Source organism: Streptomyces sp. JN8 (assembly GCF_055808075.1).
Genome location: NZ_CM147852.1, coordinates 4,921,144 through 4,947,797, shown reverse-complemented (window position 1 = coordinate 4,947,797; position 26,654 = coordinate 4,921,144). Strand labels below are relative to the sequence as shown.

The following is a 26,654-nucleotide window of genomic DNA, read 5'->3' as shown; positions in this document are numbered from 1 at the left end:
CCCCCATGCCCGACCACCTCAGCACCACCCGGTTCCCGGTCAACGTCGACGCCGCCCTCCGCGAGGCCGGCTGGCAACCCGGCCGCTGGGACATCAAACTCGCCGAGGAGTGGGCGGACACCCTCCGCGCCCACCTCTCCCCCGCCGGACACCGGCACAGCGTCTTCCCCGCCGTCGTCGAGGCCTGGGCCGAGTTCGGCGGCCTCCGGATCACCGCGCCCGGCCACGGACGCCAGATAGCGCCCGCCGCCGTCCGCTTCGACCCGCTCGCCGGACTCCACCTCTCCCGCACCCTCGCCGACCTCGGACGCGCCCTCGGCACCGAGCTCGCCCCCCTCGGCGAGGAGGGCGACCACCAGGCGGTCCTCGCCATGGACGTGGAAGGCCGCGTCTACAGCCTCGACCACGCCGGCGACTGGTACCTCGGCAAGGACATCGACACCGCCCTCGCCACCCTCGTCACGGGCGCACAGCCGACCCGCCTGACAGCGGGCTGACCGTCGGCAGCACCGCCGACACCCGGAAACCCCCCGCGTCGGTCGCCCCCGACACGAACACCCCGCCCAGCCGCAGCACCCGCTCCCGCATGCCGACCAGCCCGTTCCCCCCACTCGGCAGCCCCACGTCCGCGACCCCCGGATCCACCGGACACGGACCGTTCTCCACCTGCATCGCCACCTCCGCCCCCCGATGCGCGAGCCGCACCACCACATCGGCCCCCGCCGCATGCTTGTGGACGTTCGTCAGCGCCTCCTGCACCACCCGGTACGCCGTCCGCTCCACCTCCGGCGCATAGGACCGCGCCTCCCCCACCACCACCAGGTCCACCACCGTCCCCGCCAGCCGCGACTGCTCGCACAGCCCCTCCAGCGCGTCCAGACGGGGCCCGTCCTCGGCGGCGGCCTCGGCGGCAGCGGCGGCGGCCCGCCCCACGGCCGCGAGCGGCACGGAGACGGGAGCCACCGGAGCCGCCCCCTCCCTCAGCACCCCCAGCATCTCCCGCAACTCCGTCAACGCCTGCCGCCCCATGTCCCCCACGAGAGCCGCGTTCCGCACCGCCTTCTGCGGATCCTTCAACGCCACCGCCTGCAAGGCGGCCGCGTGCACCACCATCAACGACACCCGATGCGCCACCACGTCGTGCATCTCACGCGCGATCCGCGTCCGCTCCTCCTGCCGCGCCCACTGCGCCCGCTGCTCCGCCCGGTCCGCCAGCAGCGACAACTCCTGCTCCAGGCTGTCCGCCCGCTCCCGCAGACTCTCCATGAGCCGGCGGCGCGCCCCTATGTAGAGGCCGAAGAGCAGCGGCGGGGCGTTGAGCCCGAGGGTCACGAAGACCGCGACGACCGGCACGTACCAGCCGCTCGGGTCGATGTCGGGCTGCCCGACGTCGGCCTGGGCGACGTCCTGCCGCATCCGCACGGCGGTCACGACGAACACGGCGACGGTGGACATCCCCGCGAGCAGGGCGGTGATCCGCCGGGGCACCTCGGAGGCGGCGAGCGAGTACAGCCCGACGATCCCCATCAGGAAGCCCATCTCGGCGGGCGTCACGGCGATCGACACGAGCACGACGACGATGGGCGAACGCCGCCGCACCAGCAGTACCGACCCGATCACCAGTCCGAACAGGACCCCGACGGGCACGGGCAGCGCGGCCTTCTCGGCGAACCCGACCCCTTCGAGGCCGCACTCCAGCGCGGACACGAGAGCGAGCCCCACATCCAGGACGGCACTCCGCCGTCTCCCCCACCACCACCGATTCCCGACGCCCACGGCGCCCCGGTCTGCCCCCGTCACGGTCATACCCACCACCCTACGGGCGAGCCCTCGCGTCAACCCGGCACACACCAGTCCCTCGAACTGTTGAATCGACAAGGCTTTCGACCCGGACGTCCGCATTACGGACGATGGTGTTCGTATGACAGCCGAATCGAGCACGTACGCCGACTTCGAAGGCCTGCGGGACCAGGCCCTCGCCCTCCGCCGCGAGGGCCTCAGCCGCCGCCGGATCCGGGACCGCCTCCACATCCACAACAACGACCTCCTCAACCGCCTCCTCGAAGGCGAACCGCCACCGGAGTGGACGAAACGCCCCAACGCCAAGGACGACCTCCGAGACCGAGCCAGGGAGCTCCGCCTCCAGGGCATGACCTACGACCAGATCCAGCTGGAACTGGGCTGCTCCAAGAGCTCGATCTCCCTGTGGGTCAGGGATCTGCCGAAGCCGGAACGCCGCGATCCGACCGAGCAGGCGAGGCTCGCGGCACGCAAGAGGTGGGACCACGAGCTCCAGATCCGGGACGTCGCCCGTCAAAAGACCAAGGGCGAGGCGATGCTCGAGGTCGGAGCACTGTCGGATCGAGAGCTGTTCCTCCTGGGCGTCGGCCTGTACTGGGCCGAAGGGTCCAAGGACAAGCCCTACGCCCGCAGGGAGCACGCGATCTTCGTGAACAGCGACACCGACGTGATCCGCGTCTACCTGGCCTGGCTGAACCTCCTGGGAGTCACACACGAGCGTCTCCGCTATCGCGTCATGATCCACGAGTCGGCGGACGTCGCCGCGGCAGAGCGGTACTGGGCGGAAGTCACGGGCGTCGACAGGGCGCTCTTCGGCAAGACGACACTCAAGAAACACAACCCCAGGACCGTCCGTAAGAACGTGGGCGAGTCCTACCGGGGCTGTCTCGTCGTATCGGTTCTGCAAAGCGCCGAGCTATATCGACGCATCGAGGGGTGGTGGAGGGGAATCGCGTCCGACTGCCAGGCCCGGCTCGGGTAGGGTCTGCTGCAGATCCGCCGTGGGGTAGCGGCATCCCGCAGGCCTTTGGAGCCTTGAGACGCTGGTTCGAATCCAGCCGGCGGAGCACACATCGGGTCCTGACCACCACGGTCAGGACCCGCGCTCATGTCCGCCCCCCTGCCCCCCGGTATCCTTCGTGCGTCCACCACCCAAAGCCGAAGGGCATTCCCGTGAGCGCCAAACGCCCGGCCGCCGTCGTCGTCCTCGCAGCGGGTGAGGGCACCCGCATGAAGTCGAAGACCCCCAAGGTCCTCCACGAGATCGCCGGGCGGTCGCTCGTCGGGCATGTCGTCTCCGCCGCCCGGGAGCTGGAGCCCGAGCACCTCGTCGTGGTCGTCGGGCACGCCCGCGAGCGGGTGAAGGGGCACCTGGACGAGCACTACGCCGGGACCCGCACCGCCGTCCAGGAGGAGCAGAACGGCACCGGCCACGCGGTGCGGATGGCCCTGGAGGAGCTCGGCCGGGCGCCCGAGGGGACCGTGGTCGTCGTGTGCGGCGACACCCCGCTGCTGTCCGGCGAGACGCTCCGCGCGCTCGCCGACACCCACGCCGCCGACGGGAACGCCGTCACCGTGCTGAGCGCCGAGGTCCCGGACTCCACCGGGTACGGGCGGATCGTGCGCGACCCGGCGACCGGGGCCGTCACCGAGATCGTCGAGCACAAGGACGCCTCCGACGCGCAGCGGGCCATCCGTGAGATCAACTCAGGGGTGTTCGCGTTCGACGGGCAGCTGCTCGCCGACGCCCTCGGCAAGGTCCGGACGGACAACAGCCAGGGCGAGGAGTACCTCACCGACGTCCTGAGCATCCTGCGCGAGGCGGGGCACCGCGTCGGCGCGTCGGTGGCCGGCGACCACCGCGAGATCCTGGGCATCAACAACCGGGTGCAGCTCGCCGAGGCGCGCGCGCTGCTGAACCGGCGGCTGATCGAGCGGGCCATGCTGGCCGGCGTGACCGTGGTCGACCCGGCCTCGGTGTTCGTGGACGTCACCGTGACCTTCGAGCCCGACGCCGTCCTGCTCCCGGGCACCCAGCTGATCGGGGCGACGCACATCGGCGAGGACGCCGTGGTCGGCCCGAACACGCGCCTGAAGGACACCCGCGTCGAGAAGGGCGCCCGCGTGGACAACGCGGTCGCCGACTCCGCCGTGATCGGCGAGAACGCCTCGGTGGGGCCGTTCGCGTACCTCCGTCCGGGGACGAACCTGGGCCGGAAGTCCAAGGCCGGCACGTACGTCGAGATGAAGAACGCGACGATCGGCGAGGGCACGAAGGTCCCGCACCTCTCGTACGTGGGCGACGCCACCATCGGCGAGTACTCGAACATCGGCGCGGCCAGCGTGTTCGTGAACTACGACGGCGAGGCGAAGCACCACACCACGATCGGTTCGCACTGCCGGACCGGGTCGGACAACATGTTTGTGGCTCCCATCACGATCGGGGACGGCGCGTACACCGCCGCGGGGTCCGTGATCACGAAGGACGTGCCGGCCGGTTCGCTCGCCGTCGCCCGGGGCCAGCAGCGGAATATCGAGGGTTGGGTGGCCCGGAAGCGTCCCGGCAGCGCTGCCGCGCAGGCCGCTCAGGCCGCCTCGGAGGACTCCGCCGGCGAAAGCTGACCGGAAACGGGTACGTCGAACTCGGCGTACCGTGATACGTGCACACAAATTCGGCTGGCTCGCACACGCGCACGACAGCTCGTGGCGGCGGCCAGACAACACGTCTGAGGAGACAGTGCTGTGACCGGGATCAAGACGACCGGCGAGAAGAAGCTGATGCTCTTCTCCGGCCGCGCCCACCCCGAGCTGGCCGAGGAGGTCGCGCACCAGCTGGGTGTCGGCCTCGTTCCCACCAAGGCGTTCGACTTCGCCAACGGTGAGATCTACGTCCGCTTCCAGGAGTCGGCCCGTGGCGCGGACTGCTTCCTGATCCAGAGCCACACGGCTCCGATCAACAAGTGGATCATGGAACAGCTGATCATGATCGATGCGCTGAAGCGGGCCTCGGCCCGGAGCATCACCGTGATCATCCCGTCGTACGGCTACGCCCGCCAGGACAAGAAGCACCGCGGTCGCGAGCCGATCTCGGCGCGTCTGGTCGCGGACCTGCTGAAGACCTCCGGTGCGGACCGCATCCTGACGGTGGACCTGCACACGGACCAGATCCAGGGCTTCTTCGACGGTCCGGTGGACCACCTGTCGGCCCTGCCGGTCCTGGCGGACTACGTGGGCGCGAAGGTCGACCGCACCAAGCTGACGATCGTCTCCCCGGACGCCGGCCGCGTGCGGGTCGCCGACCGCTGGTGCGACCGTCTGGACGCCCCGCTGGCGATCGTGCACAAGCGCCGCGACAAGGACGTCGCCAACCAGGTCACCGTCCACGAGGTCGTCGGTGACGTGAAGGGCCGCGTCTGCGTCCTGGTGGACGACATGGTCGACACCGGCGGCACGATCTGCGCCGCGGCGGACGCCCTGTTCGCGCACGGCGCCGAGGACGTCATCGTGACGGCCACGCACGGCATCCTGTCGGGCCCGGCCGCGGACCGCCTGAAGAACTCGAAGGTCAGCGAGTTCGTGTTCACGGACACGCTGCCGGTTCCGGGTGCCCTGGAGCTGGACAAGATCACGGTGCTGTCGATCGCGCCGACGATCGCGCGCGCGGTGCGCGAGGTCTTCGAGGACGGTTCGGTGACGAGCCTCTTCGAAGAGCACTGAGACGCGGCCGTACCGCAGGCGTGAGGGCCGTTTCCCCGTTCGGGGGAGCGGCCCTCCGCCGTGTCCGGGTGATCCAATTGGGTGGTGGGGCGGCGGGCCGGTAGACTGCCGTAGTTGCTCGGCGAGGGAGGCCGTACCCGTACGGATGTACAGGGTCACGGCGGTCCGTTATCGACGCGCTCTTCGTAGCAGGCCATCGCCAGTCGTGGCCGGGTGACCCAGACTTTCGTCACCTTTCTACGAGGAGTGCACCATGTCCGAGGTCAAGCTCGCCGCTGCCGTCCGTACCGAGTTCGGCAAGGGCGCGGCCCGTGCGATCCGCCGCAACGCCCAGGTTCCCGCGGTCGTCTACGGCCACGGCTCCGAGCCGGCGCACGTGACCCTGCCGGCCCACGACCTGGCCCTGGCCCTGCGTACGCCGAACGTCCTGCTGTCCCTGGACATCGACGGCAAGAACGAGCTCGCGATCCCGAAGGCCGTCCAGCGCGACGCCATCAAGGGCTTCCTCGTGCACGTCGACCTGCTCCTCGTGAAGCGCGGCGAGAAGGTCACCGTCGAGATCCCCGTGCAGGCCGAGGGTGAGCTGGCCGCCGGCGGCAACCTGCTCGAGCACGTCCTGAGCACCGTCTCCGTCGAGGCCGAGGCCACCCACCTCCCCGAGGCCGTCACGGTCTCCGTGGAGGGCCTGGAGGCCGGTGCCTCCGTGCTCGCCGGCGACCTGGAGCTGCCGAAGGGTTCGACCCTGGTGACCGACGCCGAGGCCGTCGTCCTCCAGGTCCTGGCCGCGCAGGCCGAGGAGCCGGCCGCCGAGGCCGAGACCGAGGCCGCCGAGGGCGCCGAGGCCTGAGCCGTAGGCTCTGCCTGACGTGACGGGGTGACGGGCCGCACGGCCCGTCACCCCGTTTTCCGTATCTGGATGTTCCTGGACGTAGTGGGACGAGGAGACCCGACGCACATGACGGATGACGCGAACGCGCCCTGGCTGATCGTCGGCCTCGGCAATCCCGGGCCCGAGTACGCGGGTAACCGGCACAACATCGGCTTCATGGTGGTGGACCTGCTGGCCGAGCGGATGCGGGGCTCGTTCAAGCGGGCGGGGAAGGCGCAGGCGCAGGTCGTCGAGGGCCGGATGGGTCCGCCGGGGCCGGCGAGCCGCCGGGTGGTGCTGGCGAAGCCGATGTCGTACATGAACCTGTCGGGCGGGCCGGTGACGGCGCTGCGGGACTTCTACAAGGTGCCGACGGCGCATGTCGTGGCGATCCATGACGAGTTGGACATCGACTACTCGGTGCTGCGGCTGAAGATCGGCGGTGGCGACAACGGGCACAACGGTCTGAAGTCGATGACGAAGGCGATGGGCGCGGAGTACCACCGGGTGCGGTGCGGGATCGGGCGTCCGCCGGGCCGGATGCAGGTGGCGGACTTCGTGCTGAAGGACTTCTCCTCGACGGAGCGCAAGGACCTGGACTGGTTCGTGGACCGGGCGGCGGACTCGGTGGAGTGCCTGGTCGCGGAGGGTCTGGAGCGGGCCCAGTCGGCGTATAACTCCTGAGGCCTGCGGGGCTCGCGCGGTACGACTGTACGATCGCGGGTCATGACGCACGTCCGTAACGCCGCCATGGCCCTCGTCGCCCTCCTCCTGCTGGTCGCGGGCGCCTGGGCCTCCTGGAACTCGGCCCAGCACGTCCTGCTCGCCAAGGGGCGGGAGCACGGGACGCTGACGGTGACCGGCTGCACCGACGACCTGTGCAGCGGCCGCTACGCCCCGGAGGACCCCGCGTCGCCGCGCCGGACGCTGACGATCGCGCGGTCGGTGGCGGCGGAGAAGGGCGTGACGATCCCGGTGGTGGTGAAGCCGGGCACGGACGAGGGCGTGCGCACGGGCTGGGGCGGCGGCCTGCACGCGTGGCTGCCGCTGGGCGGGGCGCTGCTGCTCGCGGCGCCGCTGATCGGCGGGGGGCTGCGGCTGCCGAGGACGGCGTGGTCGGCGGCCGGTCTCGGCGCGGCGCTGCTGGTGGCGGCGTTCTTCGCGCTGTGAGCCCGCGGGTCGCCCGTGCGCGGTGCGGCCGGACGGCGAGGTGCCCCCGTGGAGGGTTCTCCACGGGGGCACCTGGCTGTGCGGGGACGGGATCAGCCGGTGTTGCGCAGACCGGCGGCGACGCCGTTCACGGTGAGGAGCAGGGCGCGGGCGAGCAGCGGGTCGGGCTCTTCGCCGCGCTCCGCGGCGCCGCGCTGGCGGGCCAGGAGGGCGACCTGGAGGTAGGAGATCGGGTCCAGGTAGGCGTCGCGGATGGAGAAGGTCTGCTGGAGGACCGGGTTGGAGTCCAGGAGCTTCTCGCCGCCGGTGATCTTGAGGACCTCGGCGACGGTCAGCGCGTGCTCGGCCTCGATGGTCTCGAAGACGTGCTTGAGCTCGTCGGGGACGAGGGTGTCGACGTAGTGCCGGGCGATCCGCAGGTCGGTCTTCGCCAGCGTCATCTCGACGTTGGAGAGGAAGTTGCGGAAGAAGTGCCAGCGCTCGTACATCTCGCCGAGGACCGGGTCGAGGCCCGCTTCGCGGAGGGCCTTGAGGCCGGAGCCGACGCCGAACCAGCCGGGGACGATCTGGCGGGACTGGGTCCAGCCGAACACCCACGGGATGGCGCGGAGTCCGTCGAGGGAGACGCCGGAGCCGGGGCGGCGCGAGGGCCGTGAGCCCAGGTGCAGGTCGGCGAGCTGGTCGACGGGGGTGGAGGCGAGGAAGTACGCCGGCAGGCCGGGGTCCTCGACGAGCTTGCGGTAGGCGGTGTGGGCGGCCTCCGAGACGGTGTCCATGGCCGCGTCCCAGCGGGCGAGGGCCTCGTCGGACTGGCGCGGCGCGGTGTGCAGGGCGGAGGCCTGCAGGGTGGCGGCGACGGTCAGTTCGAGGTTCTCGCGGGCGAGGGAGGGGATGAGGTACTTGTCGGAGATGACCTCGCCCTGCTCGGTGACCTTGATCTCGCCCTCCAGGGTGCCCCAGGGCTGGGCGAGGATGGCGTCGTGGGAGGGGCCGCCGCCGCGGCCGACGGTGCCGCCGCGGCCGTGGAAGAGGCGGAGGCGTACGCCGTAGCGGTGGGCCACGTCGCGGAGGCGGCGCTGGGCGCGGTGGATCTCCCACTGGCTCGTGGTGATGCCGCCGAACTTGGAGGAGTCCGAGTAGCCGAGCATGACCTCCTGGACGTCGCCGCGGAGCGAGACGAGGCGGCGGTAGGAGGGGTCGGCGAGCATGCCGTCGAGGATGACGTCGGCGGCCTTGAGCTCGTCGGTGGTCTCCAGGAGGGGCACGATGCCGATCTTGGCCCAGCCGGCGTGGAGGTCGATGAGGCCGGCTTCGCGGGCGAGGACGGCGGCGGCGAAGACGTCGTCGGCGCCCTGGCACATCGAGATGATGTAGGACTCGATGACCTCGGGGCCGAAGCGCTCGAAGGCTTCCTTGACGGTGTGGAAGACGCCGAGGGTCTTCTCGCCGGCCGCGTCGAGCGGGGCGGGGGTGGGGGCGAGCGGGCGGCGCGAGCGGAGTTCCTTGGCGAGGAGCTTCTGCCGGTAGTCGCGCGGCATGTCGGCGTACCGCCAGGACTCCTCGCCGAGGCGGTCGAAGAGCTGGCCGAGGGCGTGGTGGTGGGCGTCGGCGTGCTCGCGGACGTCCATGGTGGCGAGCTGGAGGCCGAAGGCGGAGAGGGTGCGGATGGTGCGGTCCATCCGGCCGTCGGCGAAGAGCGCGCCGCGGTGCTCGCGGAGCGAGGTCTGGATCAGGGTGAGGTCGTGGACGAGTTCGGCGGTGCCGAGGTAGTCGCGGCCGTCCTGGTGGGGGGTGCCGGAGGCGAGGCGCTCGCGGGTGTTGACCAGCTTCTGCCGGATGCAGGTGGCCTTGAGGCGGTACGGCTCCTCGGCGTTGAGGCGCTTGTAGCGGGGGCTGATCTCCGGGAGGAGGTCCAGGTCCTGCTGGAGGGAGTCCAGGAGTTCCTGGGTGGCTCCGGCGTAGCGGATGGAGTTGGAGAGGAGTCCGCGGAGGTAGTCGACGAGTTCGAGGGCGTCGGTGATGCCGTGCTCGTGCTGGAGGATGAGGATGTCCCTGGTCACCTGGGGGGTGACGTTGGGGTTGCCGTCGCGGTCGCCGCCGATCCAGGTGCCGAAGGTGAGGGGGCGGGTGCCGGCGGGGAGTTCGACGCCGACCCGCTGGAGTTCGGCGGCGAGGTCCTCCAGGACGTCGCCGACGGCGCCGGCGTGGAGCTCGTCGAGGTAGTAGATGGCGTTGCGGGCCTCGTCGGCGGGCTCGGGCCGGACGACCCGGAGTTCGTCGGTCTGCCAGATGAGGTCGATGTTCTCGGCGAGCCGCAGGTCGAGCCGGCGGCGGTCGGCCTCGATGACCGGGGTCTCCAGGAGGGCGGCGATGCGGCGGAGCTTGTTGAGGACGGACCGGCGCGCGGCCTCGGTGGGGTGCGCGGTGAAGACGGGCCGGACGTTGAGGTTCTTGACCGTCTCGCGGACGTGCTCGGGGTCGCCGTCCTTGAGCATGTCGACGGTGCGGGCGAGGAGGCCGCCCTCGGCGGCGCGCTTCTCGCGCATCTCGCGGCCGCGGTGCACCTGCTCGGTGACGTTGGCCAGGTGGAAGTAGGTGGAGAAGGCGCGTACCAGCTTGGCGGCCGTCTCCAGTTCGACGCCGCGGAGCAGCTCGGCGGCGGCCTCGCCGTCCTCGCGGGTGAGGCTGCGGACCCGCTCGACGAGGTCGAGGATCTCGTGGCCCTCCTGGCGGACGAGGGTCTCGCCGAGGAGGTCGCCCAGTCGGCGGATGTCGGCGCGCAGCTCGGCGCTGGCGGTGGGGGTCTGGTCGGCACTGCTCACAGGTGCGGCTCCTTGCAGTGTTTGAGCACGTCTGGAGGGGTTCTGGAGGCTTGCGGACCGCGCTGTCCGACGCACCCAGGATAGGTGTCCATCTGCTGGACGGCGGTCAGGGTCCCCTTGTGCCCCCTTGCCGCGCGTCCTCGCGCTGCCATACTTACGACGCCGTAGGTTACGGGAGCGTAGCCTCGCGTTCGTTTCGTGCCGTTCCGCGCTGTTTTCATCCTCATCCTCATCCCCCGGGGGACACCCATGACCTTGAGCCCTGAGTTGCTCGCATCCGATCAGGACCACCTGCCGTCCGGCACGCTCGGCGGGGACAAGAAGCGGTCGGTCGAGCAGATCACGCTGATGCTGTTCATCACGGTGCCCTTCGTGGCCGTGGTCGCGGCGGTTCCGCTGGCCTGGAGCTGGGGCGGCGTGTCGTGGCTCGACCTGGGTCTGCTGGTGGCGATGTACTTCATCGGGTGCCACGGCATCACGATCGGTTTCCACCGCTACTTCACGCACGGGTCGTTCAAGGCGAAGCGGCCGCTGCGCATCGCGTTGGCGATCATGGGTTCGCTGGCGGTGGAGGGTCCGCTGGTGCGGTGGGTGGCGGATCACCGCAAGCACCACAAGTTCTCGGACGCGGAGGGCGACCCGCACTCGCCGTGGCGTTTCGGTGAGACGGTGCCGGCCCTGATGAAGGGGCTGTGGTGGGCGCACATCGGCTGGATGTTCGACGAGGAGCGGACGCCGCAGGCGAAGTACGCGCCGGATCTGATCAAGGACCCGGCGATCCGGCGGATCTCGCGCGACTTCATCTTCTGGACGATGCTGTCGCTGGCGATCCCGCCGCTGGTGGGCGGTCTGGTGACGATGTCCTGGTGGGGTGCGTTCACCGCGTTCTTCTGGGGGTCGCTGGTGCGGGTCGCGCTGCTGCACCACGTGACGTGGTCGATCAACTCGATCTGCCACGCGGTGGGGAAGCGGCCGTTCAAGTCGCGGGACCGTTCGGGGAACGTGTGGTGGCTGGCGGTGCTGTCCTGCGGCGAGTCGTGGCACAACCTGCACCACGCGGACCCGACGTCGGCGCGGCACGGGGTGCTGCGCGGGCAGGTCGACTCCAGTGCGCGGCTGATCCGCTGGTTCGAGCTGGCGGGGTGGGCGCACGACGTGCGCTGGCCGGCGAAGGAGCGCATCGAAGCCCGCCGCCAGAGCGTGTCCGCCGACGCGGCATGATGGAAGACGTGGCGATCGACGGCAGGACCAGTGGCACCGGCAGCGGCGAGCAGAAGCCCCGGCGGGGCCGCCGGGTGCGGATGACGGGCGCGGAGCGCCGGGAGCAGCTGCTGGACATCGGCCGGACCCTGTTCGCCGCGAAGGGCTTCGAGGGCACGTCGGTGGAGGAGATCGCGGCGAAGGCCGGGGTGTCCAAGCCGGTGGTGTACGAGCACTTCGGGGGCAAGGAGGGGCTGTACGCGGTCGTGGTGGACCGGGAGATGCGCCAGCTCCTCGACGGGGTGACGGGTGCGCTGACGGCGGGGCATCCGCGGGAGCTCCTGGAGCAGGCGGCGTTCGCGCTGCTCGACTACATCGAGAACTACACGGACGGGTTCCGGATCCTCGTCCGGGACTCGCCGGTGGCGCAGTCGACGGGCACGTTCGCGTCGCTGATCAGCGACATCGCGACGCAGGTGGAGGACATCCTGGGGCTGGAGTTCAAGGCCCGGGGGTTCGATCCGAAGCTGGCGCCGCTGTACGCGCAGGCGCTGGTGGGAAGCGTGGCGCTGACGGGCCAGTGGTGGCTGGACGTCCGCAAGCCGAAGAAGGCCGAGGTCGCGGCGCATCTGGTGAATCTGGCGTGGCACGGTCTGGACGGTCTGGAGCCGAAGCCGCGGTTGATAGGGCACCGGAAGAGCTGACGGCGCGGCCGGGTGGGGCTCCGGGTCGTCGGGGGGCCGATGCGCGGGGCCGCGCTTTTTCCCGGCGACCTCTGTCACCCCCGGACGGTATGCTCCCGAACACCCGGAGGCGTTCGCCCTTCGTACGCGCTTTCTGCCGTGCGGGGGTGTCGCGGACGCCCGTTTCCGGTCCGACGACATTCTGATCCCTGGGGGGGATCTCTTGCGTTCTGTGCACCTCACGCGTGCCCGCCTCACGGCGTGCACCGCTCTCGTCCTCTCCGCGGGCATGCTGCTCGCGACCCCCGCGTCGGCCGACCGGCCGGCGCCGCCCCACCCGGCCGTCGAGAAGCCGGCGTCCGACGTCACCACGCCGCCGCTGACCCGGCCGGTGCCGGGCGCGGCCCGGGCCGGCGCCGCCGGTGCGGCCGGCGCCGGCGCGGCCGCCGCGACGGGGTCCCGGGTCCCGGACCCGCTGTCGGACTTCGACGGCGACGGCGTCAGCGACCTGATCTACCGCGGCTGGAACGGCACCGTCTACACCGCGACCGCGCAGGGCGGGGGCGGCGCCTTCAACGAGGGCAGCCTGCCGCTGCCGAAGGACATCGTCCCGATCGGCAACCAGGACGCGGTCGGCGGCGGCCCCGAGGTCCTGGTGCTCTCGGAGCAGGGCGCGCTGACCATGTACGCGGACGCCACGCCCACCTCGGCGTCGTACGCGTGGCAGGGCAAGGGCTGGCAGATCTACAACAAGCTCTTCTCGCCGGGCGACGTGAACGACGACAACCTGGCGGACGTGCTGGCCCGCGACACCACCGGCACCCTGTACCTGTACTACGGGACGGGCAAGCGCAGCGCGCCGCTGTCGGCGCGGGTGCGGGTCGGCTCCGGCTGGAACACCTACGACCAGCTGATCGGCATGGGCGACAACAACGGCGACGGCTGGGCCGACCTGTACGCCCGCGACACCGCCGGCACGCTGTGGTTCTACCCCGGCACGGGCGACAAGACCACGCCGTTCGGCGCCCGCAAGTCCGTCGGCGGCGGCTGGAACATCTACAACACGATCGTTCCGGTGGGCGACGACAACGGCGACGGGAACGGCGAGCTGCTCGCCCGCGACACCAAGGGCACCTTCTGGTACTACACCGGCAAGGGCAACGGCACCCTGGCGGGCCGGGTGCAGGGCAGCTCGGTGGGCGGCTGGGAGGGCGTTCCGCAGTTCGGCGGCGCGAGCAACAGCCCGGTGGCCGCGACCAAGGAGGGCGTGCTGGCGCGGGACTCGGCCGGCACGATGTTCTGGTACGGCAGCCGGACCAACGGCGTGCTGACCGCGCGCGGCCAGCTCGGCGACACGGGCGGCTGGCGGGGTGCGGACTACACGCACCTGGCCTCGCTGGACCCGGACAACTCGTCCGACATCGCGCAGCTCTTCGACAACGGCCTCTACGTCGACGGCGTCTACATCGGTTCGGGCTGGGGCGTCTACAACGCGCTCGTCGGCCCGGGCGACCTGAGCGGCGACGGCAAGGGCGACCTGCTGGCCCGCGACCGCTCCGGCAACCTGTACCTGTACAAGGGCAACGGGCAGAGCACGGGCTTCGCCTCGCGCATCAAGGTGGGCGGCGGCTGGGGCGCGTTCAACAAGATCGTCGGCGCGGGCGACTACACCGGCGACGGACGCGCGGACATCGTGGCCCGCGCCACGGACGGCGTCCTGTACGTGTATCCGGGAACGGGCAACGCGACCGCGCCGTTCGGTGCGCGGAAGGAGGTCGGCCGCGGCTGGAACACGTACAGCAAGGTCATCGCCCCCGGCGACCTGAACGGCGACGGCAAGGGCGACCTGCTCGGCGTGACCTCGGGCGGCGACCTCTGGGGCTACCAGAACGCCGGGTCCGGCAAGTTCGGCGACCGGTACAAGATCGGCCCCGGCTTCCAGATCTACAACGCCATGTCGTAGGAACCTCGGGCGGGCGCGGGCCCGGCGGGCCCGCGCCCTCGTGCGGACGCCCCGCACCGGACTTCCGGTGCGGGGCGTCCGCATGTGCCGGGGCGGTCCGCACCGAGGGGCTCGCGCGGCGGCCGGGGCGTCAGAGGGGCTTGCGGGCGACGGCGAAGATCCGCCGGAACGGGAAGACCGTGCCGTGCGGACCCCGCGGGTAGGCCTCGCGGAGGAGGTCCCGGTACTGGCCGAGGAAGGCGTCGACGGCCTCCCGGTCGTCGCCCAGGGTGGTGAGGACGGGCCGCAGCGCGGTGCCCTTGACCCAGTCCAGGACGGGGTCCTCGCCCTGGAGCAGCTGGCAGTAGGTCGTCTCCCAGACGTCCGTCTCGCAGCCGAGGCCGGTGAGGCGGTCGAGGTAGTCGGGGGCGTCGAGGATGTGGACGAAGCGCCGGCCCTGGTCGCCGAGCCGGTCGCGCCACTCGGGGGTGTCGCAGAGCTCGCCGAGCAGGGCGTGGCTGGGGGAGGTGAAGTTGCCGGGGACCTGGAAGGCGAAGGTCCCGCCGGGCCGGAGTCCCTCGATCCAGCCGGCGAAGGACTCGGGGTGGTTGGGCACCCACTGGAGGGCGGCGTTGGAGACGATGAGGTCGTAGGGCTCGGTGGGGGTCCAGTGGGCGGCGTCGGCGGACCGGAAGTCGATCCAGCCGCCGCCGCGGGTGGTGCCGGACCAGTCCTTCCCGGCTTGTTCCAGCATGTCGGGCGAGAGGTCGAACCCGGTGATGTGGGCGTCCGCCCAGCGGTCGGCCAGGAGGGCCGTGACGTTTCCGGGGCCGCACCCGATGTCGGCGATTCGGGCGGACCGGTCCTGGGCGGGCAGGTGCGGTATTCGGGTGAGCAGGTCGAGGAAGGGCCGTGTGCGGTGGCCCGAGTGGCGGAGGTACTGCTGTGGATCCCAGGTCGGCGCGGATGGTGCGGCGGATTCCACGGAATGCATGTTCGAAGCCCCCTTGCTGGCACGAGTTGCCGAAGCGGAACGGAGTTCCGGGCGGGTCCCTTCCCCGTAGTCCGGGGAAATATATCTTGACTCCAAGATACTCGACATCGAGAAACTCCACCCCAAGAGACTTTATGTCAACAGACCCTCTACACTGATCGTCATGGAGGACGAGGTCGACCGACTGGTCGCAGCATGGCGCCGCGAGCGCCCCGACCTCGACGTGGAACCGCTCGAGGTGCTCAGCCGCGTCTCGCGGCTCGCCCGGCACCTCGACCGCGCCCGTCGGCTCGCCTTCTCCGAGCACCAGCTGGAGCCCTGGGAGTTCGACGTCCTCACCTCGCTGCGCCGCGCCGGAGCCCCGTACCAGCTCTCCCCCGGCCAGCTCCTGACGCAGACCCTGGTGACCTCCGGGACCATGACCAACCGCATCGACCGGCTCACCAAGAAGGGCCTGGTCGAGCGGCTCCCCGACCCGAGCGACCGGCGCGGCGTGCTGGTCCGGCTCACCCCCGAGGGCCGCGACCGCGCCGACGAGGCCCTCGCCGGCCTGCTCGCCCAGGAGCGCGCCATCCTGGCCCAGCTGTCCGGGCCCCAGCGCGGCGAACTGGCCGCACTGCTACGCCGGCTGACCGCCCCGTTCGACAACATCCCCGGATAGCCCGGGCGGCGGCACCACGCCCAGCTGGGCAGGCCCCACGCCCGCCCGGCGGGCCAGCGCGACCGCCGCCAGGGTCGAGTGCACGCCCAGCTTCCCCAGCACGTTCTGCATGTGCGTACGGACGGTGTGCGGGGACAGGAAGAGGCGCTCGGCGACGGCCTTGCGCCCCAGGCCCGCCACCATGCAGCGCAGCACCTCCCGCTCGCGCGGGGTCAGCGACTCCACCAGCCGCTCGCTGTCCGTGCGGTGCTTGCGGGCCGCCGTCAGCTCCCGCAGGACGCCCGTGAGCAGTGCGGGCGGCAGGTGCGTCTCGTCCCGCAGCACCCCGCGGACCACCGCGAGGAGCCGCTGGAGCGAGCAGTCCTTCGCGACCCAGCCGGAGGCCCCGGCCTGGAGCGCGAGCGCCGCCCGCTGCGGGTCGTCCTTCTCCGCCAGGACCACCGTGCGGACCGCGGGCTGGAGGCCGCGCACCGCCGCGACCAGGGAGATCCCGTCGACGGCGCCCTCGGCGTCGTCCGGCACGGCACGGGCAACGGCCCCCGCGGGACCGGCGCCCAGCTCCGCGTCGACGAGCAGCACGTCGAACCGGCGGCCCTCCGCGGCGGCGCGCTCCAGACAGCGCAGGGCGGCCGGGCCGCTTCCCGCGGCGGCGACGTCGACATCGGGCTCGGCCGCGAGTGCGGCGGCCAGCGATTCGGCGAAGACGCGGTGGTCGTCCACCACGAGGACACGGATGCGTGCCACGGACACCCCCAAGTGTCGAGGAACGGGAAAGCCGACGCGGGCACGGCGTCGGAGGCGGGGTCCGCCACTGCTCGGCCGCCGCCGTGCGATGACTGCTTACCCCGCTGCCGACGCCGTACCCGACCGGGTCTCGCCCCCTGAACAGCACCGGCCCCCACCGGCGCTGCCCCTCAGCGTAGGGGCGGGGCGTCACGGCGGGGGCCGATTCACGGAACTGTCCGAAGTCGTACGGGAGTGCGAGGGGTGCCGGCGGCCCGGTGCGGGGCCGCCGGAGCACCACGGGAGGGGTGCCGCCGGACGGTCAGAGGCGCCGGGCGCCCGCCGAGGGGACGGCCGGGAAGATGCCGGGGGCGGCGAGGCCGGCCTCGGCGAAGGCCTTCCCCACGGCGGCGGCGACCGCGTCCGCCCGGTCGGCGTCGACCAGGACGACGGCGGAGCCGCCGAAGCCGCCGCCGGTCATCCGGGCGCCCAGCGCCCCGGCGGCGTTCGCCGTCTCGACGACCAGGTCGAGCTCCGCGCAGGAGACCCGCAGATCGTCCCGGAGGGAGGCGTGGCCCTCGGTGAGGACGGCGCCGACGGCCCGGGGGTCCCCCGCGTCGAGCAGCGCGATCGTCCGCTCCACCCGGGCGTTGTCGGTGACGACGTGCCGCACGTAGCGGCGCACCGTCCCGTCGCCCAGCCGGGCGAGGGCCTCGGGCAGATGCGCGGCGCTCACATCGCGCAGGGCGCGGGCGCCGAGCGCCCGCGCACCCGCTTCGCACCCCGCGCGCCGCTCGGCGTACGCGCCGTCGCCGAGCGCGTGCTTCACCCGGGTGTCCACGACCAGCAGCCGCAGCCCCTCGCGGGCCAGGTCGAAGGGGACCTGGCGGTAGGAGAGGTCGCGGGTGTCCAGGTACAGGGCGTGGCCCTCCTCCGCGCAGGCCGAGGCCATCTGGTCCATCACCCCGCAGGGGACGCCGACGAAGTCGTTCTCGGCGCGCTGGGCGAGCCGGGCGAGTTCGGGCCGGGACAGCCCGAGTCCGAACAGCTCGTCGAGGGCGAGCGCGGTGACGACCTCCAGGGCCGCCGAGGAGGAGAGCCCGGCGCCGGTCGGCACGGTCGAGCCGAGGTGGACGTCCGCGCCGGTGACGGCGTGACCGGCCGCCCGGAGCGCCCAGACCACGCCGGCCGGGTAGGCGGCCCAGCCGCCGCCGGAGAGCGGTTCGAGGGAGTCGACCGCGAGCTGGACGATGCCGCCGTCGACGTCGGCGGAGTGCAGGCGCAGGATCCCGTCGTCGCGGCGGGAGACGGCGGCGACGGCCGTGTGCGGAAGGGCGAGCGGCAGCACGAAGCCGTCGTTGAAGTCGGTGTACTCCCCGATCAGGTTGACCCGGCCGGGGGCGGCCCAGACGCCGTCGGGGGCGGCGCCGTACAGCGCCTCGAAGTCCTCGGCGACGCTCATGCGCGGCCCTCCTCCCCGTGCCGCGCGCGGGCGAAGGCCCACGCGTCGGCGATCACGTCCGCCAGGTCCGGGCGGGACGGCGTCCAGCCCAGGCGCTCGCGGGCGGCCTCGGCGGAGGCGACGAGGACGGCGGGGTCGCCGGCCCGGCGCGGGGCGAGGACCTCCGGGATCGGGTGCCCGGTGACCTTCCGCGCGGTCTCGACGACCTCGCGGACGGAGAAGCCGTTGCCGTTGCCGAGGTTGCAGACGAGGTGCTCGCCGGCGGTCATCGCGTCGAGTGCCAGGAGGTGGGCCTCGGCGAGGTCGGCCACGTGGATGTAGTCGCGGACGCAGGTGCCGTCGGGGGTCGGGTAGTCGTCGCCGTACACGGAGATCGCCTCGCGGTCGCCGAGGGCGACCTGGAGGACGAGCGGGACGAGGTGGGACTCGGGTGCGTGCCGCTCGCCGAGGGGGCCGTGGGCGCCCGCGACGTTGAAGTAGCGCAGCGAGACGGCGGCGAGGCCGTGGGCGGCGCACTCGCCGCCGATCATGTGGTCGACGGCGAGCTTGCTCGCCCCGTACGGGCTGGTGGGCGCGGTGGGTGCGGTCTCGGTGATCGGCACGCTCGCCGGTTCCCCGTAGGTGGCGGCGGTGGAGGAGAAGACCAGCTTGCGGACGCCCGCGGAGCGCAGGGCGGCGAGCAGGGCCATGCTGCCGCCGACGTTGTTCTCCCAGTACTTCTCGGGCGCCGCGACGGACTCGCCGACCTGGGAGAACGCGGCGAAGTGCAGGACGGCGTCGTAGGAGCCGTCCAGCCACCGCGCGGCGTCCTGGACGCGGCCCTCGACGAACTCGGCGCCGGCCGGGACGGCTTCGGCGAAGCCGGTGGAGAGGTCGTCGAGGACGGTGACCCGGTGGCCCCGCTCCAGGAGGTGGGCGGCGACGACGCTGCCCACGTATCCCGCCCCGCCGGTCACCAGGTACTTCTTTCCTGCGTCGGTCACGTGCCTGCCACCTCTCTGAGTCGCCGGGCCGCCGCCTCCGGCGGCACGTCGTTGCTGAACGCGCTCATGCCGGACTCCGTGCCCGCGAGGTACTTGAGCCTGCCGGACGTCCGGCGGACGGTGAAGAGTTCCAGGTGCAGCGCGAACTCCTCGCGGTCCGCACCGGTGAACGGCGCCTGGTGCCAGGCGGAGATGTACGGCGTCGGCGGCTCCTCCGGTCCGAAGATCCGGTCGAAGCGCCTCAAGAGTTCCAGATAGATCTGTGGGAACTCTGTGCGGGCCTCCGCGTCGAGCGCGCGCAGGTCGGGGACCCGCCGGTTCGGGTAGAGGTGGACCTCGTACGGCCAGTGGGCGGCGTACGGCACGAAGGCGGTCCAGTGCCCGGTCTCCAGGACGATCCGCTCGGCGTCGGCGCGTTCCCGGGCGACGACGTCGTCGAAGAGGTTGCCGCCGGTGCGGGCCCGGTGCTCGGCCGCGTGGTGCTGCATGAGGGCGGTGCGGGGGGTGGCGGCCGGATAGGCGTAGATCTGCCCGTGGGGGTGGGCGAGGGTGACGCCGATCTCGGCGCCGCGGTTCTCGAAGCAGTACACCTGCTCGACGCCGGGGCGGGCGGCGAGTTCGGTGGTGCGGTCGGTCCAGGCGTCGAGCACGAGGGCGGCCCGCTCGGGGGTGAGGTCGGCGAAGGAGGCGTCGTGGTCGGCGGTGAAGCAGACGACCTCGCAGCGGCCCGAGGCGCCGGCGAGGGTGGGGAAGCGGTTCTCGAAGACGACGACCTCGTAGTCGGGGGCCGGGATCTCGCTCTGCCGTCCGTCGCCGGAGGGGCAGAGGGGGCACTCGCCGACGGGCGGGTGGTAGGTGCGGCCCTGCCGGTGCGAGGCGACGGCCACCAGGTCCCCGAGGAGCGCGTCGCGGCGGAGCTCGGTGGTCGAGGCGACCGGGTCGAGCGGCCGGGTGTCGGCGGCGGTGCGGACGGCGTCGTCGCGGGTGTCGTAGTAGATCAGCTCGCGCCCGTCGGCGAGCGTGGTGGCGGTCTTCTTCACGGGACCCTCCGGCGGTTCCAACATAACCACGCACAAGGAACCACATTCCAACATCACCGTCAACGGTGAAGCCCGGCCACGCCCGCGAACGGGGGGACCGGGCTTCACTCGAAAGCAGGACGGCCGACGGCCACCGTGCCGGGACCCCGAGGACCGGACCTCAGAGCGACGGGCCCCGCTGCACCGGCACCGCGCGGTCGAGCAGCCCCGTACGGGCCGCCAGGGCCGCCGCCTCCAGACGCGACCCCACCCCCAGCTTCATCAGCACCCGCTGCACGTGCGTGCGGGCGGTGCTCGGCGCGATCCCCATGCCCTCCGCGATCAGCCGGGTGTCCTCCCCCTCCGCGACCCGGACGAGGACCTCCACCTCCCGCTGCGTCAGCAGCCGCAGCAGCCGCTGGCCCTCGTCGTCGGGCTGCGCCGAGGGGTGCAGCAGCTCGGCGAAGGCCGACTGCAGCAGCTGCGGCGCCACCGCGGCCTCCCCCGCCCTCGCCTTCACCAGGGCCCGCTCGACGCCCTCGATCCGCTCGTCGTGCCGGACGTACCCCGAGGCCCCCGCGGCGAACGCCGCCGCGATCCCCCGCGGCGAGGGCACCGGGCCCAGCACCACCACGGCCACCTGCGGCCGCTCGCGCTTGATCCGTACGACCACGTCGAAGGCGCCCGGCTCGGCCGGGGCCGCCGTGCCCAGGAGGCAGACCTCCGGCGCCCGGCCCACCACCAGCTCGGCCGCCCCCGCCACCGGCGCGGCCGCCGCGAGCACCCGGTGCCCGCGCAGCTTCAGCGCCGAGGCGAGCGCCTCCGCGAGCAGGCGGTGGTCGTCCACCACCACGAGCCGTACGCCCATCCCGGTCATCCCCCATCCTCCGGGCCGCCGTCCGCCGGCCACCCGCTCGACCCCGAATTCCTCACCCACCGGCACCCCGCGCAAACGGCCCGGCGCGTCGGGGTGAACCGACGCGCCGGGCCGCGCGAACCTCACGGCATCCGTCCGATGCCGACGCGCTCAGTGGGTGCTGAACGACACCGCCAGGTACTCCTTGTCACCCGGCGAGGCCGACGCCCGCGGCTTGGAGAGCATCATGTCGGACATGAACACCCGGCCGTCGCGGTACAGGATCTCCGCGTAGTCCGGGGAGAAGCTGTTCTCCACGTCGTGGATGGTCTTGTCCGCCGGGTTCTCCAGGAGCAGGGTCTCCTTCATCGTGGCGCCGTCGATGGAGACGATCCGGCCGCCCTTGTCGTAGGGCGGTTCCTTGTAGGCGATGATGTTGCCGCCGTCCATGCGGAGCGGGACCAGGGTGTACTTGTCCCCCGCGTCCGCCTTCTCCGGCGCCGTCCGGCCGGTGGCCAGGTCGAAGGCGATGAGCTCGTTCGTCTCGTCGCCGAACTCCCCGGTGGAGCCCTCGTGCTGCTCGGTCGGCACGTACAGCCGGCCGTTGCCCACGACGACCTGCGTGCAGGCCTCGACCCGGGTCGAGCGGCAGCGGCCCGCGTACTGGTCGGCGTCCGCGGTGATCTTCGCCTTCAGCTTCCCGGTCTTCTCGTCGATGGAGAAGAAGTCCGAGATGCCGCTGCCGTCGCCGGCGCTGTCGCCGACGTCGGCCGCCACGACCAGCGGCTTCGTGGAGACCACGGACGCGTACTTGACGCCGGTCGGCATCTTGTACTGCGCGACCGGGGCGCCCGAGACCGGGTCCAGGTTCTGGATCATCACGTACTGGGCGTCGTACGGACCGCACTTGCGGACCGCGACGAGGCCCTCGCCGCCGCCGTACCCCTGGTCGAAGCAGTTCTGGTCGTTGGCCTGCGGCTTCCACCGCGGGTTGCCGTTGGCCAGGTCGAAGGCGGCGCCGCCGTCGGTGCCGCCGGCCGCGACCGTCTTCCCGCTGAGCGTGATCTCGCTGAAGCGGACCTTCTGGTCCCCGGCGGTGCCGCCGGTGACCGAGGTGGACCACAGCAGCTTGCCCGCGTTCAGGTCGACCAGGCCGACCTCGGTGCACTGCTGGTAGTAGCGCGGCGCGACCCGCTTCTTGGCCTCGAAGAGGACGGGCACCTTGTTGTCGGCCGTCACATGGCGCGAGCTGCCGCAGACCTGACCGGTCAGGGGCAGCTTCCACAGGACCGTTCCCTTGTCGCGGTCGTACGCCACGATCGAGTCGATGCCCGTCTTCACGTACGCCTTGTCGGTGATCCACGAGCCCGAGACGTCGGTGACGTCCGGCACGGCCGGCTGCTCCACCTTGAACGTCATCTTCGCCTGGGTGTCCGCCGGCGGCTTCTCCTTGCCGCCGCCGCCGATCCCCTTGGTGTCGCCGGAGCCGCCGTCGGTGCCCTGCGCGGTGCCGCCGGTGCCCTTCGACTCGTCGCCCTTGCCGCCGTCACCGGAGTTGGCGTACCAGATGCCGGCGCCGACGATCAGGACGACGGCGACGACCGCCGCGATGATGATCTGGACCTGGGCCGACAGCTTCCCGCGGCCGCCCGGGGCCGCGGCCGGGACCGCGGCCGTGGGCGGCTGCTGGTAGCCGCCGTAGCCCTGCTGCGGCTGGGGCGGGTAGCCGTACGGGGGCTGCACCGGCTGCTGGTAGCCGCCGTAGCCCTGCTGGGGCTGCGTGGGCGGCTGCGCCGGGTAGCCGTACGGCTGCTGCGGCTGCTGCGGGTAGCCGTAGCCGGGCTCCGGCTGCTGCTGCGGCGGCGTCGGGGCGCCGAAGCCGCCCTGCGGGTCCGGGGGTTGGTTCGGCGGGGGCGGGGGTGGCTGCGTCATCGGTCCGTGTACCTCACTTGCTGAACGCCATCATCGTCTTGACCAGCTTTTCTTCCTTGTCGTTCGAGGCGGAGACCCGCCCGCTCGCCACGACGAAGGTGCCGGCGCCGTACGCGTAGCCCGGGCTGTAGAAGTTGTTCTCGACCTGGGCCGTCGACGCCGGGTGCTGGAGCACGATCTTCGGCGCGCCGCCGGTGGGGGCGATCGTCGCGACCGCGCCGCCCTTGTCGTACGACGGGTCCACGTACACCAGGACCTGGCCGCCCTCCATGCGGAGCGGGATCATGCTCTGCTCGCCGGGCGCCTTGGACCGCCACTTCGCCTTGCCGGTCTTCAGGTCGAAGGCGACGACCTCGTTGGGGTTGCCGTACGAGGTCTCGGTGGCCATGTAGAAGGTGTTCGCGTCGGCCGCGACCCCGGTGCACCCCTGGAGGTTCTTCCCGAAGATGACGAAGCCGCCGCCGCACGAGGGGGCGAACTTGTCCTTGCCGCCCTGGATCTGCGAGCGGAGCGACCCGTTGGCGTTGAGCGAGAAGATGGTCCACTTCTTCTGCTCGCGCTGGGTGGCGGAGACGACCAGCGGGTCGACCGAGTAGACCCGGTCCACCTCCCAGTCGCTCTCCAGCTTGAACGTCCACTTGGGCCTGCCCGTGTTCGGGTCGACCTCGCTGACACCCTGGAGCTTCTTCGTGGTGCTGCCCGAGGGGCAGTCCATGGCGGCGATCAGCTTGGTGCCGCCGGCGTACGCGAAGGGCTTGCAGCCGCTCGTGGCACCGGTGAAGAGCTGCCGGCCGTCGGCCAGCGAGAAGCCGTAGGAGCTGCTGGTGCCGGAGACGGTGACGGTGTTGCCGCTGATGGACAGGGTGTTGTCCGAGAAGGCGAAGAGGCCCTTGGGCTTCGGCACGGCCTTCTTCCAGCCCGCCTTGCCGGTCTTCAGGTCGACCTGCTGGAGCGAGGTGCACTTGGCGCCGTCCTTGGCGCTCTCGGCGTAGGCGAAGACCATGACGCCGTTCGCCGAGGGCTCCGCGGGCGCGGCGCACAGCTCGAACGGCACGTCGACGTGCCACTTCTCGGCGCCGTCGCTCAGGTTGTAGCCCGAGACGCCCTTGTACATCGCCTTGACGACGGTGTCGCCGACGATCCACGGGCCGAGGACGTCGGCGCCGTTGCGGGGCAGGTCGACGTTGTTCTGGAGCAGCCAGTTGACCTTGGCCTCGCCCGCCTGGCGGCCGGCGTTCAGGTCGTCGTCGCCGCCGTTGGAGCCGTCGCCCGAGCCGTCGCCCTTGTCGACCGACTCGCTCGGCGAGGGCGCGCCGGTGGAGGCGCTCGCGCTGGTCGACGGTCCGGCGACCGGGTCCTTGTCGTCCCCGCCGCCGACGACGGCCCAGGTGGCGACGGCGGCCACCAGGACGGCGCCCGCGGCCACGGCGGCGACGAGACCGGTACGGCCCTTGAGGCCGCCGCCGGAGGGCGGCGGGGTGGGGGCGCCCGGGTACCCCGGCTGGGTCGGGTGGCCGCCGTAGGGGTTCTGCTGCTGACCGTACGGTCCGGGCTGCTGCGGCTGGCCGTACGGGCCCGGTTGCCGGCCCTGCTGCGGGTAGCCGTAGGGCTGCTGGGGCGGCTGGCCGTACGGGCCCGGCTGACCGGGCCCGCCCTGCTGCGGGTATCCGTAACGGGGCTGCGTCGGCTGACCGTACGGGCCGGGCGCGGCCGGCGGCGGGCCGGCGGGCGGGGGCGGGGTCTGCGGCGCCTGCGGCGGGACGGGCGGCACCGGCGGCGTCCCCTGGTGCGGCGGGCCCTGGTTCGGATCCTGGGGAGCTCCGAAGCCCCCCGGCGGCTGGTTGCTGGGCGGCTGGGTCATCAGCGGTTCCCCCTTGACGTGAGCGGGTTTTCTTTCTACCACCCACGCGCCGGCGCAAAAGCGACCGGTCCGCCCCTTGTACCCAAGGGAGGACCGGCCTGTGATGCCCTCGTTATGCGTCCTCGGCCAGCTCGAGCCAGCGCATCTCCAATTCGTCCCGCTCCCCCGCGAGTTCCCGGAGCTCGGCGTCGAGCTTCGCCACGAGCTCGAAATCGGTCGCGTTGTCGGCGATCCGCCCGTGCAGCCTGCCCTCCTTCTCGGAGAGCTTGTCGAGCTGCCGCTCGACCTTCTGCAGCTCCTTCTTGGCGGCGCGCGCGTCGGCGGCGGAGAGGCCCGGCTTGCTCGGGGCGGGCGCGGCGGCGGGAGCCGGGGCGGCCGACTCGATCATCTTCCGGCGCCGTTCCAGGTACTCGTCGATGCCGCGGGGCAGCATCCGCAGGGTGCGGTCGCCGAGCAGCGCGAGGGTCCGGTCGGTGGTGCGCTCGATGAAGAAGCGGTCGTGGGAGATCACGACCATGGAGCCCGGCCAGCCGTCGAGGAGGTCCTCCAGCTGGGTGAGGGTCTCGATGTCGAGGTCGTTGGTGGGCTCGTCGAGGAAGAGGACGTTCGGCTCGTCCATGAGGAGGCGCAGCAGCTGGAGGCGGCGGCGCTCGCCGCCGGAGAGGTCGCCGACGGGCGTCCACTGCTTCTCCTTGGAGAAGCCGAACTGCTCGCAGAGCTGGCCCGCGGTCATCTCGCGGCCCTTGCCGAGGTCGACCCGGTCGCGGATCTGCTGGACGGCCTCCAGGACGCGGAGGGTGCCGGGGAGTTCGGTGACGTCCTGGGAGAGGTAGGCGAGCCGGACGGTCTTGCCGACGGTGACGGAGCCCGCGGCGGGCTGGATCTCGCCCTGGCTGACGGCGGCGTCGGCGAGCGCCCGCAGGAGGGAGGTCTTGCCCGCGCCGTTGACGCCGACGAGGCCGATGCGGTCGCCGGGGCCCAGCTGCCAGGTGAGGTGCTCCAGGAGGGTCTTGGGACCGGCGGTGACGGTCACGTCCTCCAGGTCGAACACGGTCTTGCCGAGTCGCGCGTTGGCGAACTTCATCAGCTCGGAGGTGTCGCGCGGCGGCGGCACGTCGGCGATCAGCTCGTTGGCCGCCTCGATGCGGTAGCGGGGCTTGGAGGTGCGGGCGGGGGCGCCGCGCCGCAGCCAGGCCAGCTCCTTGCGCATCAGGTTCTGCCGCTTCGTCTCCTCGGTCGCGGCGATGCGCTCGCGCTCGGCGCGGGCGAAGACGTAGTCGGAGTAGCCGCCCTCGTACTCGTGGACGGCGCCGCGCTGGACGTCCCACATGCGGGTGCAGACCTGGTCGAGGAACCAGCGGTCGTGGGTGACGCAGACGAGGGCGGAGCGGCGCGCCTGGAGGTGCTGGGCGAGCCAGGAGATGCCCTCGACGTCGAGGTGGTTGGTGGGCTCGTCGAGGACGATCAGGTCCTGGTCCTCGATGAGGAGCTTGGCGAGCGCGATGCGGCGGCGCTCGCCGCCGGAGAGCGGGCCGATGACGGTGTCCAGGCCGTTCTCGAAGCCGGGCAGGTCGAGCCCGCCGAAGAGGCCGGTGAGCACGTCGCGGATCTTGGCGCTGCCGGCCCACTCGTGGTCGGCCATGACGCCGATGACCTCGTGCCGGATGGTGGCCTCCGGGTCGAGGGAGTCGTGCTGGGTGAGCACGCCGAGGCGCAGCCCGCCGCTGTGGGTGACGCGGCCGGTGTCGGCCTCCTCCAGCTTGGCCAGCATCCGGATGAGGGTGGTCTTGCCGTCGCCGTTGCGGCCCACGACCCCGATCCGGTCCCCCTCGGAGACGCCGAGCGAGACGCCGTCGAGCAGGGCACGGGTGCCGTACACCTTGCTGACAGCCTCGACATTGACCAGATTGACGGCCACTTTGACTCCTGTACGGGGGATCGATCGATCTCCCAGAGTACGT

At 72.0% G+C, this 26,654-nt stretch carries 22 protein-coding genes and 1 tRNA gene; 12 read left to right on the top strand and 11 right to left on the bottom strand.

Annotation, left to right across the window (positions count from 1 at the left end; genetic code table 11):
• Nucleotides 1-5 precede the first annotated feature (5 nt).
• Complete coding sequence (locus ACY0MR_RS21905) at nt 6-497, top strand: SUKH-3 domain-containing protein (RefSeq protein WP_388806149.1); 492 nt, start codon at nt 6-8, stop codon at nt 495-497.
• On the opposite strand, the gene ACY0MR_RS21900 is transcribed toward ACY0MR_RS21905, so the two are convergent.
• Nucleotides 460-1,806: a sensor histidine kinase gene (locus ACY0MR_RS21900; protein WP_392866238.1), complete on the bottom strand. Its 1,347-nt coding sequence runs from the start codon at nt 1,804-1,806 to the stop codon at nt 460-462. The two genes, ACY0MR_RS21905 and ACY0MR_RS21900, sit on opposite strands and share 38 nt — an antisense overlap.
• A 115-nt stretch (nt 1,807-1,921) precedes the next feature.
• Between ACY0MR_RS21900 and ACY0MR_RS21895 the strand changes: the two genes are divergently transcribed.
• The 7 genes from ACY0MR_RS21895 (at nt 1,922) to ACY0MR_RS21865 (ending at nt 7,555) form a co-directional block, all read left to right on the top strand.
• The gene (locus tag ACY0MR_RS21895) at nt 1,922-2,782 is read left to right on the top strand and encodes a hypothetical protein (RefSeq protein WP_473554816.1); all 861 of its coding nucleotides are present in this window, start codon (nt 1,922-1,924) and stop codon (nt 2,780-2,782) included.
• Nucleotides 2,783-2,795: 13 nt separating this feature from the next.
• A tRNA-Gln gene (locus ACY0MR_RS21890) sits at nt 2,796-2,867 on the top strand.
• Nucleotides 2,868-2,973: 106 nt separating this feature from the next.
• Nucleotides 2,974-4,422: a bifunctional UDP-N-acetylglucosamine diphosphorylase/glucosamine-1-phosphate N-acetyltransferase GlmU gene (gene glmU / locus ACY0MR_RS21885; RefSeq protein ID WP_388806155.1), complete on the top strand. Its 1,449-nt coding sequence runs from the start codon at nt 2,974-2,976 to the stop codon at nt 4,420-4,422.
• A gap of 120 nt (nt 4,423-4,542) precedes the next feature.
• On the top strand, nt 4,543-5,517 hold the full coding sequence (locus ACY0MR_RS21880; RefSeq protein ID WP_361856662.1) for a ribose-phosphate diphosphokinase: 975 nt from the start codon (nt 4,543-4,545) through the stop codon (nt 5,515-5,517).
• Nucleotides 5,518-5,770: 253 nt separating this feature from the next.
• On the top strand, nt 5,771-6,364 hold the full coding sequence (locus tag ACY0MR_RS21875; protein WP_361856661.1) for a 50S ribosomal protein L25/general stress protein Ctc: 594 nt from the start codon (nt 5,771-5,773) through the stop codon (nt 6,362-6,364).
• Nucleotides 6,365-6,472: 108 nt separating this feature from the next.
• On the top strand, nt 6,473-7,069 hold the full coding sequence (gene pth / locus ACY0MR_RS21870; protein WP_473554814.1) for an aminoacyl-tRNA hydrolase: 597 nt from the start codon (nt 6,473-6,475) through the stop codon (nt 7,067-7,069).
• 42 nt (nt 7,070-7,111) lie between these two features.
• A complete protein-coding gene (locus ACY0MR_RS21865; protein WP_388806161.1) occupies nt 7,112-7,555 on the top strand; it encodes a hypothetical protein in 444 nt (147 codons plus the stop codon).
• Nucleotides 7,556-7,647: 92 nt separating this feature from the next.
• On the opposite strand, the gene ppc is transcribed toward ACY0MR_RS21865, so the two are convergent.
• Nucleotides 7,648-10,377 carry a phosphoenolpyruvate carboxylase gene (gene ppc / locus ACY0MR_RS21860; protein WP_388806163.1) on the bottom strand — a complete coding sequence of 910 codons (2,730 nt, stop codon included), beginning with the start codon at nt 10,375-10,377 and terminating at the stop codon, nt 7,648-7,650.
• 249 nt (nt 10,378-10,626) lie between these two features.
• Between ppc and ACY0MR_RS21855 the strand changes: the two genes are divergently transcribed.
• The 3 genes from ACY0MR_RS21855 to ACY0MR_RS21845 all read left to right on the top strand — a co-directional run bounded on the left by ACY0MR_RS21855 (nt 10,627) and on the right by ACY0MR_RS21845 (nt 14,223).
• Nucleotides 10,627-11,598, top strand: a complete 972-nt coding sequence (locus ACY0MR_RS21855; protein ID WP_388806276.1) for an acyl-CoA desaturase — start codon at nt 10,627-10,629, stop codon at nt 11,596-11,598.
• The gene (locus ACY0MR_RS21850; protein ID WP_148005190.1) at nt 11,598-12,281 is read left to right on the top strand and encodes a TetR/AcrR family transcriptional regulator; all 684 of its coding nucleotides are present in this window, start codon (nt 11,598-11,600) and stop codon (nt 12,279-12,281) included. Before ACY0MR_RS21855 ends, ACY0MR_RS21850 begins: the two co-directional genes overlap by 1 nt.
• A gap of 211 nt (nt 12,282-12,492) precedes the next feature.
• Complete coding sequence (locus ACY0MR_RS21845; RefSeq protein ID WP_388806165.1) at nt 12,493-14,223, top strand: FG-GAP-like repeat-containing protein; 1,731 nt, start codon at nt 12,493-12,495, stop codon at nt 14,221-14,223.
• A 130-nt stretch (nt 14,224-14,353) separates the two neighbouring features.
• On the opposite strand, the gene ACY0MR_RS21840 is transcribed toward ACY0MR_RS21845, so the two are convergent.
• On the bottom strand, nt 14,354-15,196 hold the full coding sequence (locus ACY0MR_RS21840; protein WP_388806167.1) for a trans-aconitate 2-methyltransferase: 843 nt from the start codon (nt 15,194-15,196) through the stop codon (nt 14,354-14,356).
• Nucleotides 15,197-15,359: 163 nt separating this feature from the next.
• Between ACY0MR_RS21840 and ACY0MR_RS21835 the strand changes: the two genes are divergently transcribed.
• Nucleotides 15,360-15,857: a MarR family winged helix-turn-helix transcriptional regulator gene (locus ACY0MR_RS21835; protein WP_361846593.1), complete on the top strand. Its 498-nt coding sequence runs from the start codon at nt 15,360-15,362 to the stop codon at nt 15,855-15,857.
• Here the strand turns inward: ACY0MR_RS21835 and ACY0MR_RS21830 are convergent.
• The 8 genes from ACY0MR_RS21830 to ACY0MR_RS21795 all read right to left on the bottom strand — a co-directional run bounded on the left by ACY0MR_RS21830 (nt 15,816) and on the right by ACY0MR_RS21795 (nt 26,611).
• Complete coding sequence (locus ACY0MR_RS21830) at nt 15,816-16,601, bottom strand: LuxR C-terminal-related transcriptional regulator (RefSeq protein ID WP_388806170.1); 786 nt, start codon at nt 16,599-16,601, stop codon at nt 15,816-15,818. The two genes, ACY0MR_RS21835 and ACY0MR_RS21830, sit on opposite strands and share 42 nt — an antisense overlap.
• 301 nt (nt 16,602-16,902) lie before the next feature.
• Nucleotides 16,903-18,042 (bottom strand): galactokinase, encoded by a 1,140-nt coding sequence (gene galK / locus ACY0MR_RS21825; RefSeq protein WP_361846589.1) that lies wholly within the window; start codon nt 18,040-18,042, stop codon nt 16,903-16,905.
• Complete coding sequence (gene galE / locus ACY0MR_RS21820) at nt 18,039-19,025, bottom strand: UDP-glucose 4-epimerase GalE (RefSeq protein ID WP_361846587.1); 987 nt, start codon at nt 19,023-19,025, stop codon at nt 18,039-18,041. Before galE ends, galK begins: the two co-directional genes overlap by 4 nt.
• Nucleotides 19,022-20,065 carry a galactose-1-phosphate uridylyltransferase gene (gene galT, locus ACY0MR_RS21815; protein ID WP_473554808.1) on the bottom strand — a complete coding sequence of 348 codons (1,044 nt, stop codon included), beginning with the start codon at nt 20,063-20,065 and terminating at the stop codon, nt 19,022-19,024. The genes galE and galT overlap by 4 nt, the downstream gene beginning before the upstream one ends.
• Nucleotides 20,066-20,225: 160 nt before the next feature.
• Nucleotides 20,226-20,912, bottom strand: coding sequence for a response regulator transcription factor (locus ACY0MR_RS21810; protein WP_361846601.1), 687 nt, complete (start codon nt 20,910-20,912; stop codon nt 20,226-20,228).
• 159 nt (nt 20,913-21,071) lie between these two features.
• Nucleotides 21,072-22,832, bottom strand: a complete 1,761-nt coding sequence (locus ACY0MR_RS21805) for an outer membrane protein assembly factor BamB family protein (RefSeq protein ID WP_473554806.1) — start codon at nt 22,830-22,832, stop codon at nt 21,072-21,074.
• A gap of 13 nt (nt 22,833-22,845) precedes the next feature.
• Nucleotides 22,846-24,693, bottom strand: a complete 1,848-nt coding sequence (locus ACY0MR_RS21800; protein ID WP_473554803.1) for an outer membrane protein assembly factor BamB family protein — start codon at nt 24,691-24,693, stop codon at nt 22,846-22,848.
• 112 nt (nt 24,694-24,805) lie between these two features.
• Complete coding sequence (locus ACY0MR_RS21795) at nt 24,806-26,611, bottom strand: ABC-F family ATP-binding cassette domain-containing protein (protein ID WP_403315840.1); 1,806 nt, start codon at nt 26,609-26,611, stop codon at nt 24,806-24,808.
• Nucleotides 26,612-26,654: the final 43 nt, after the last annotated feature.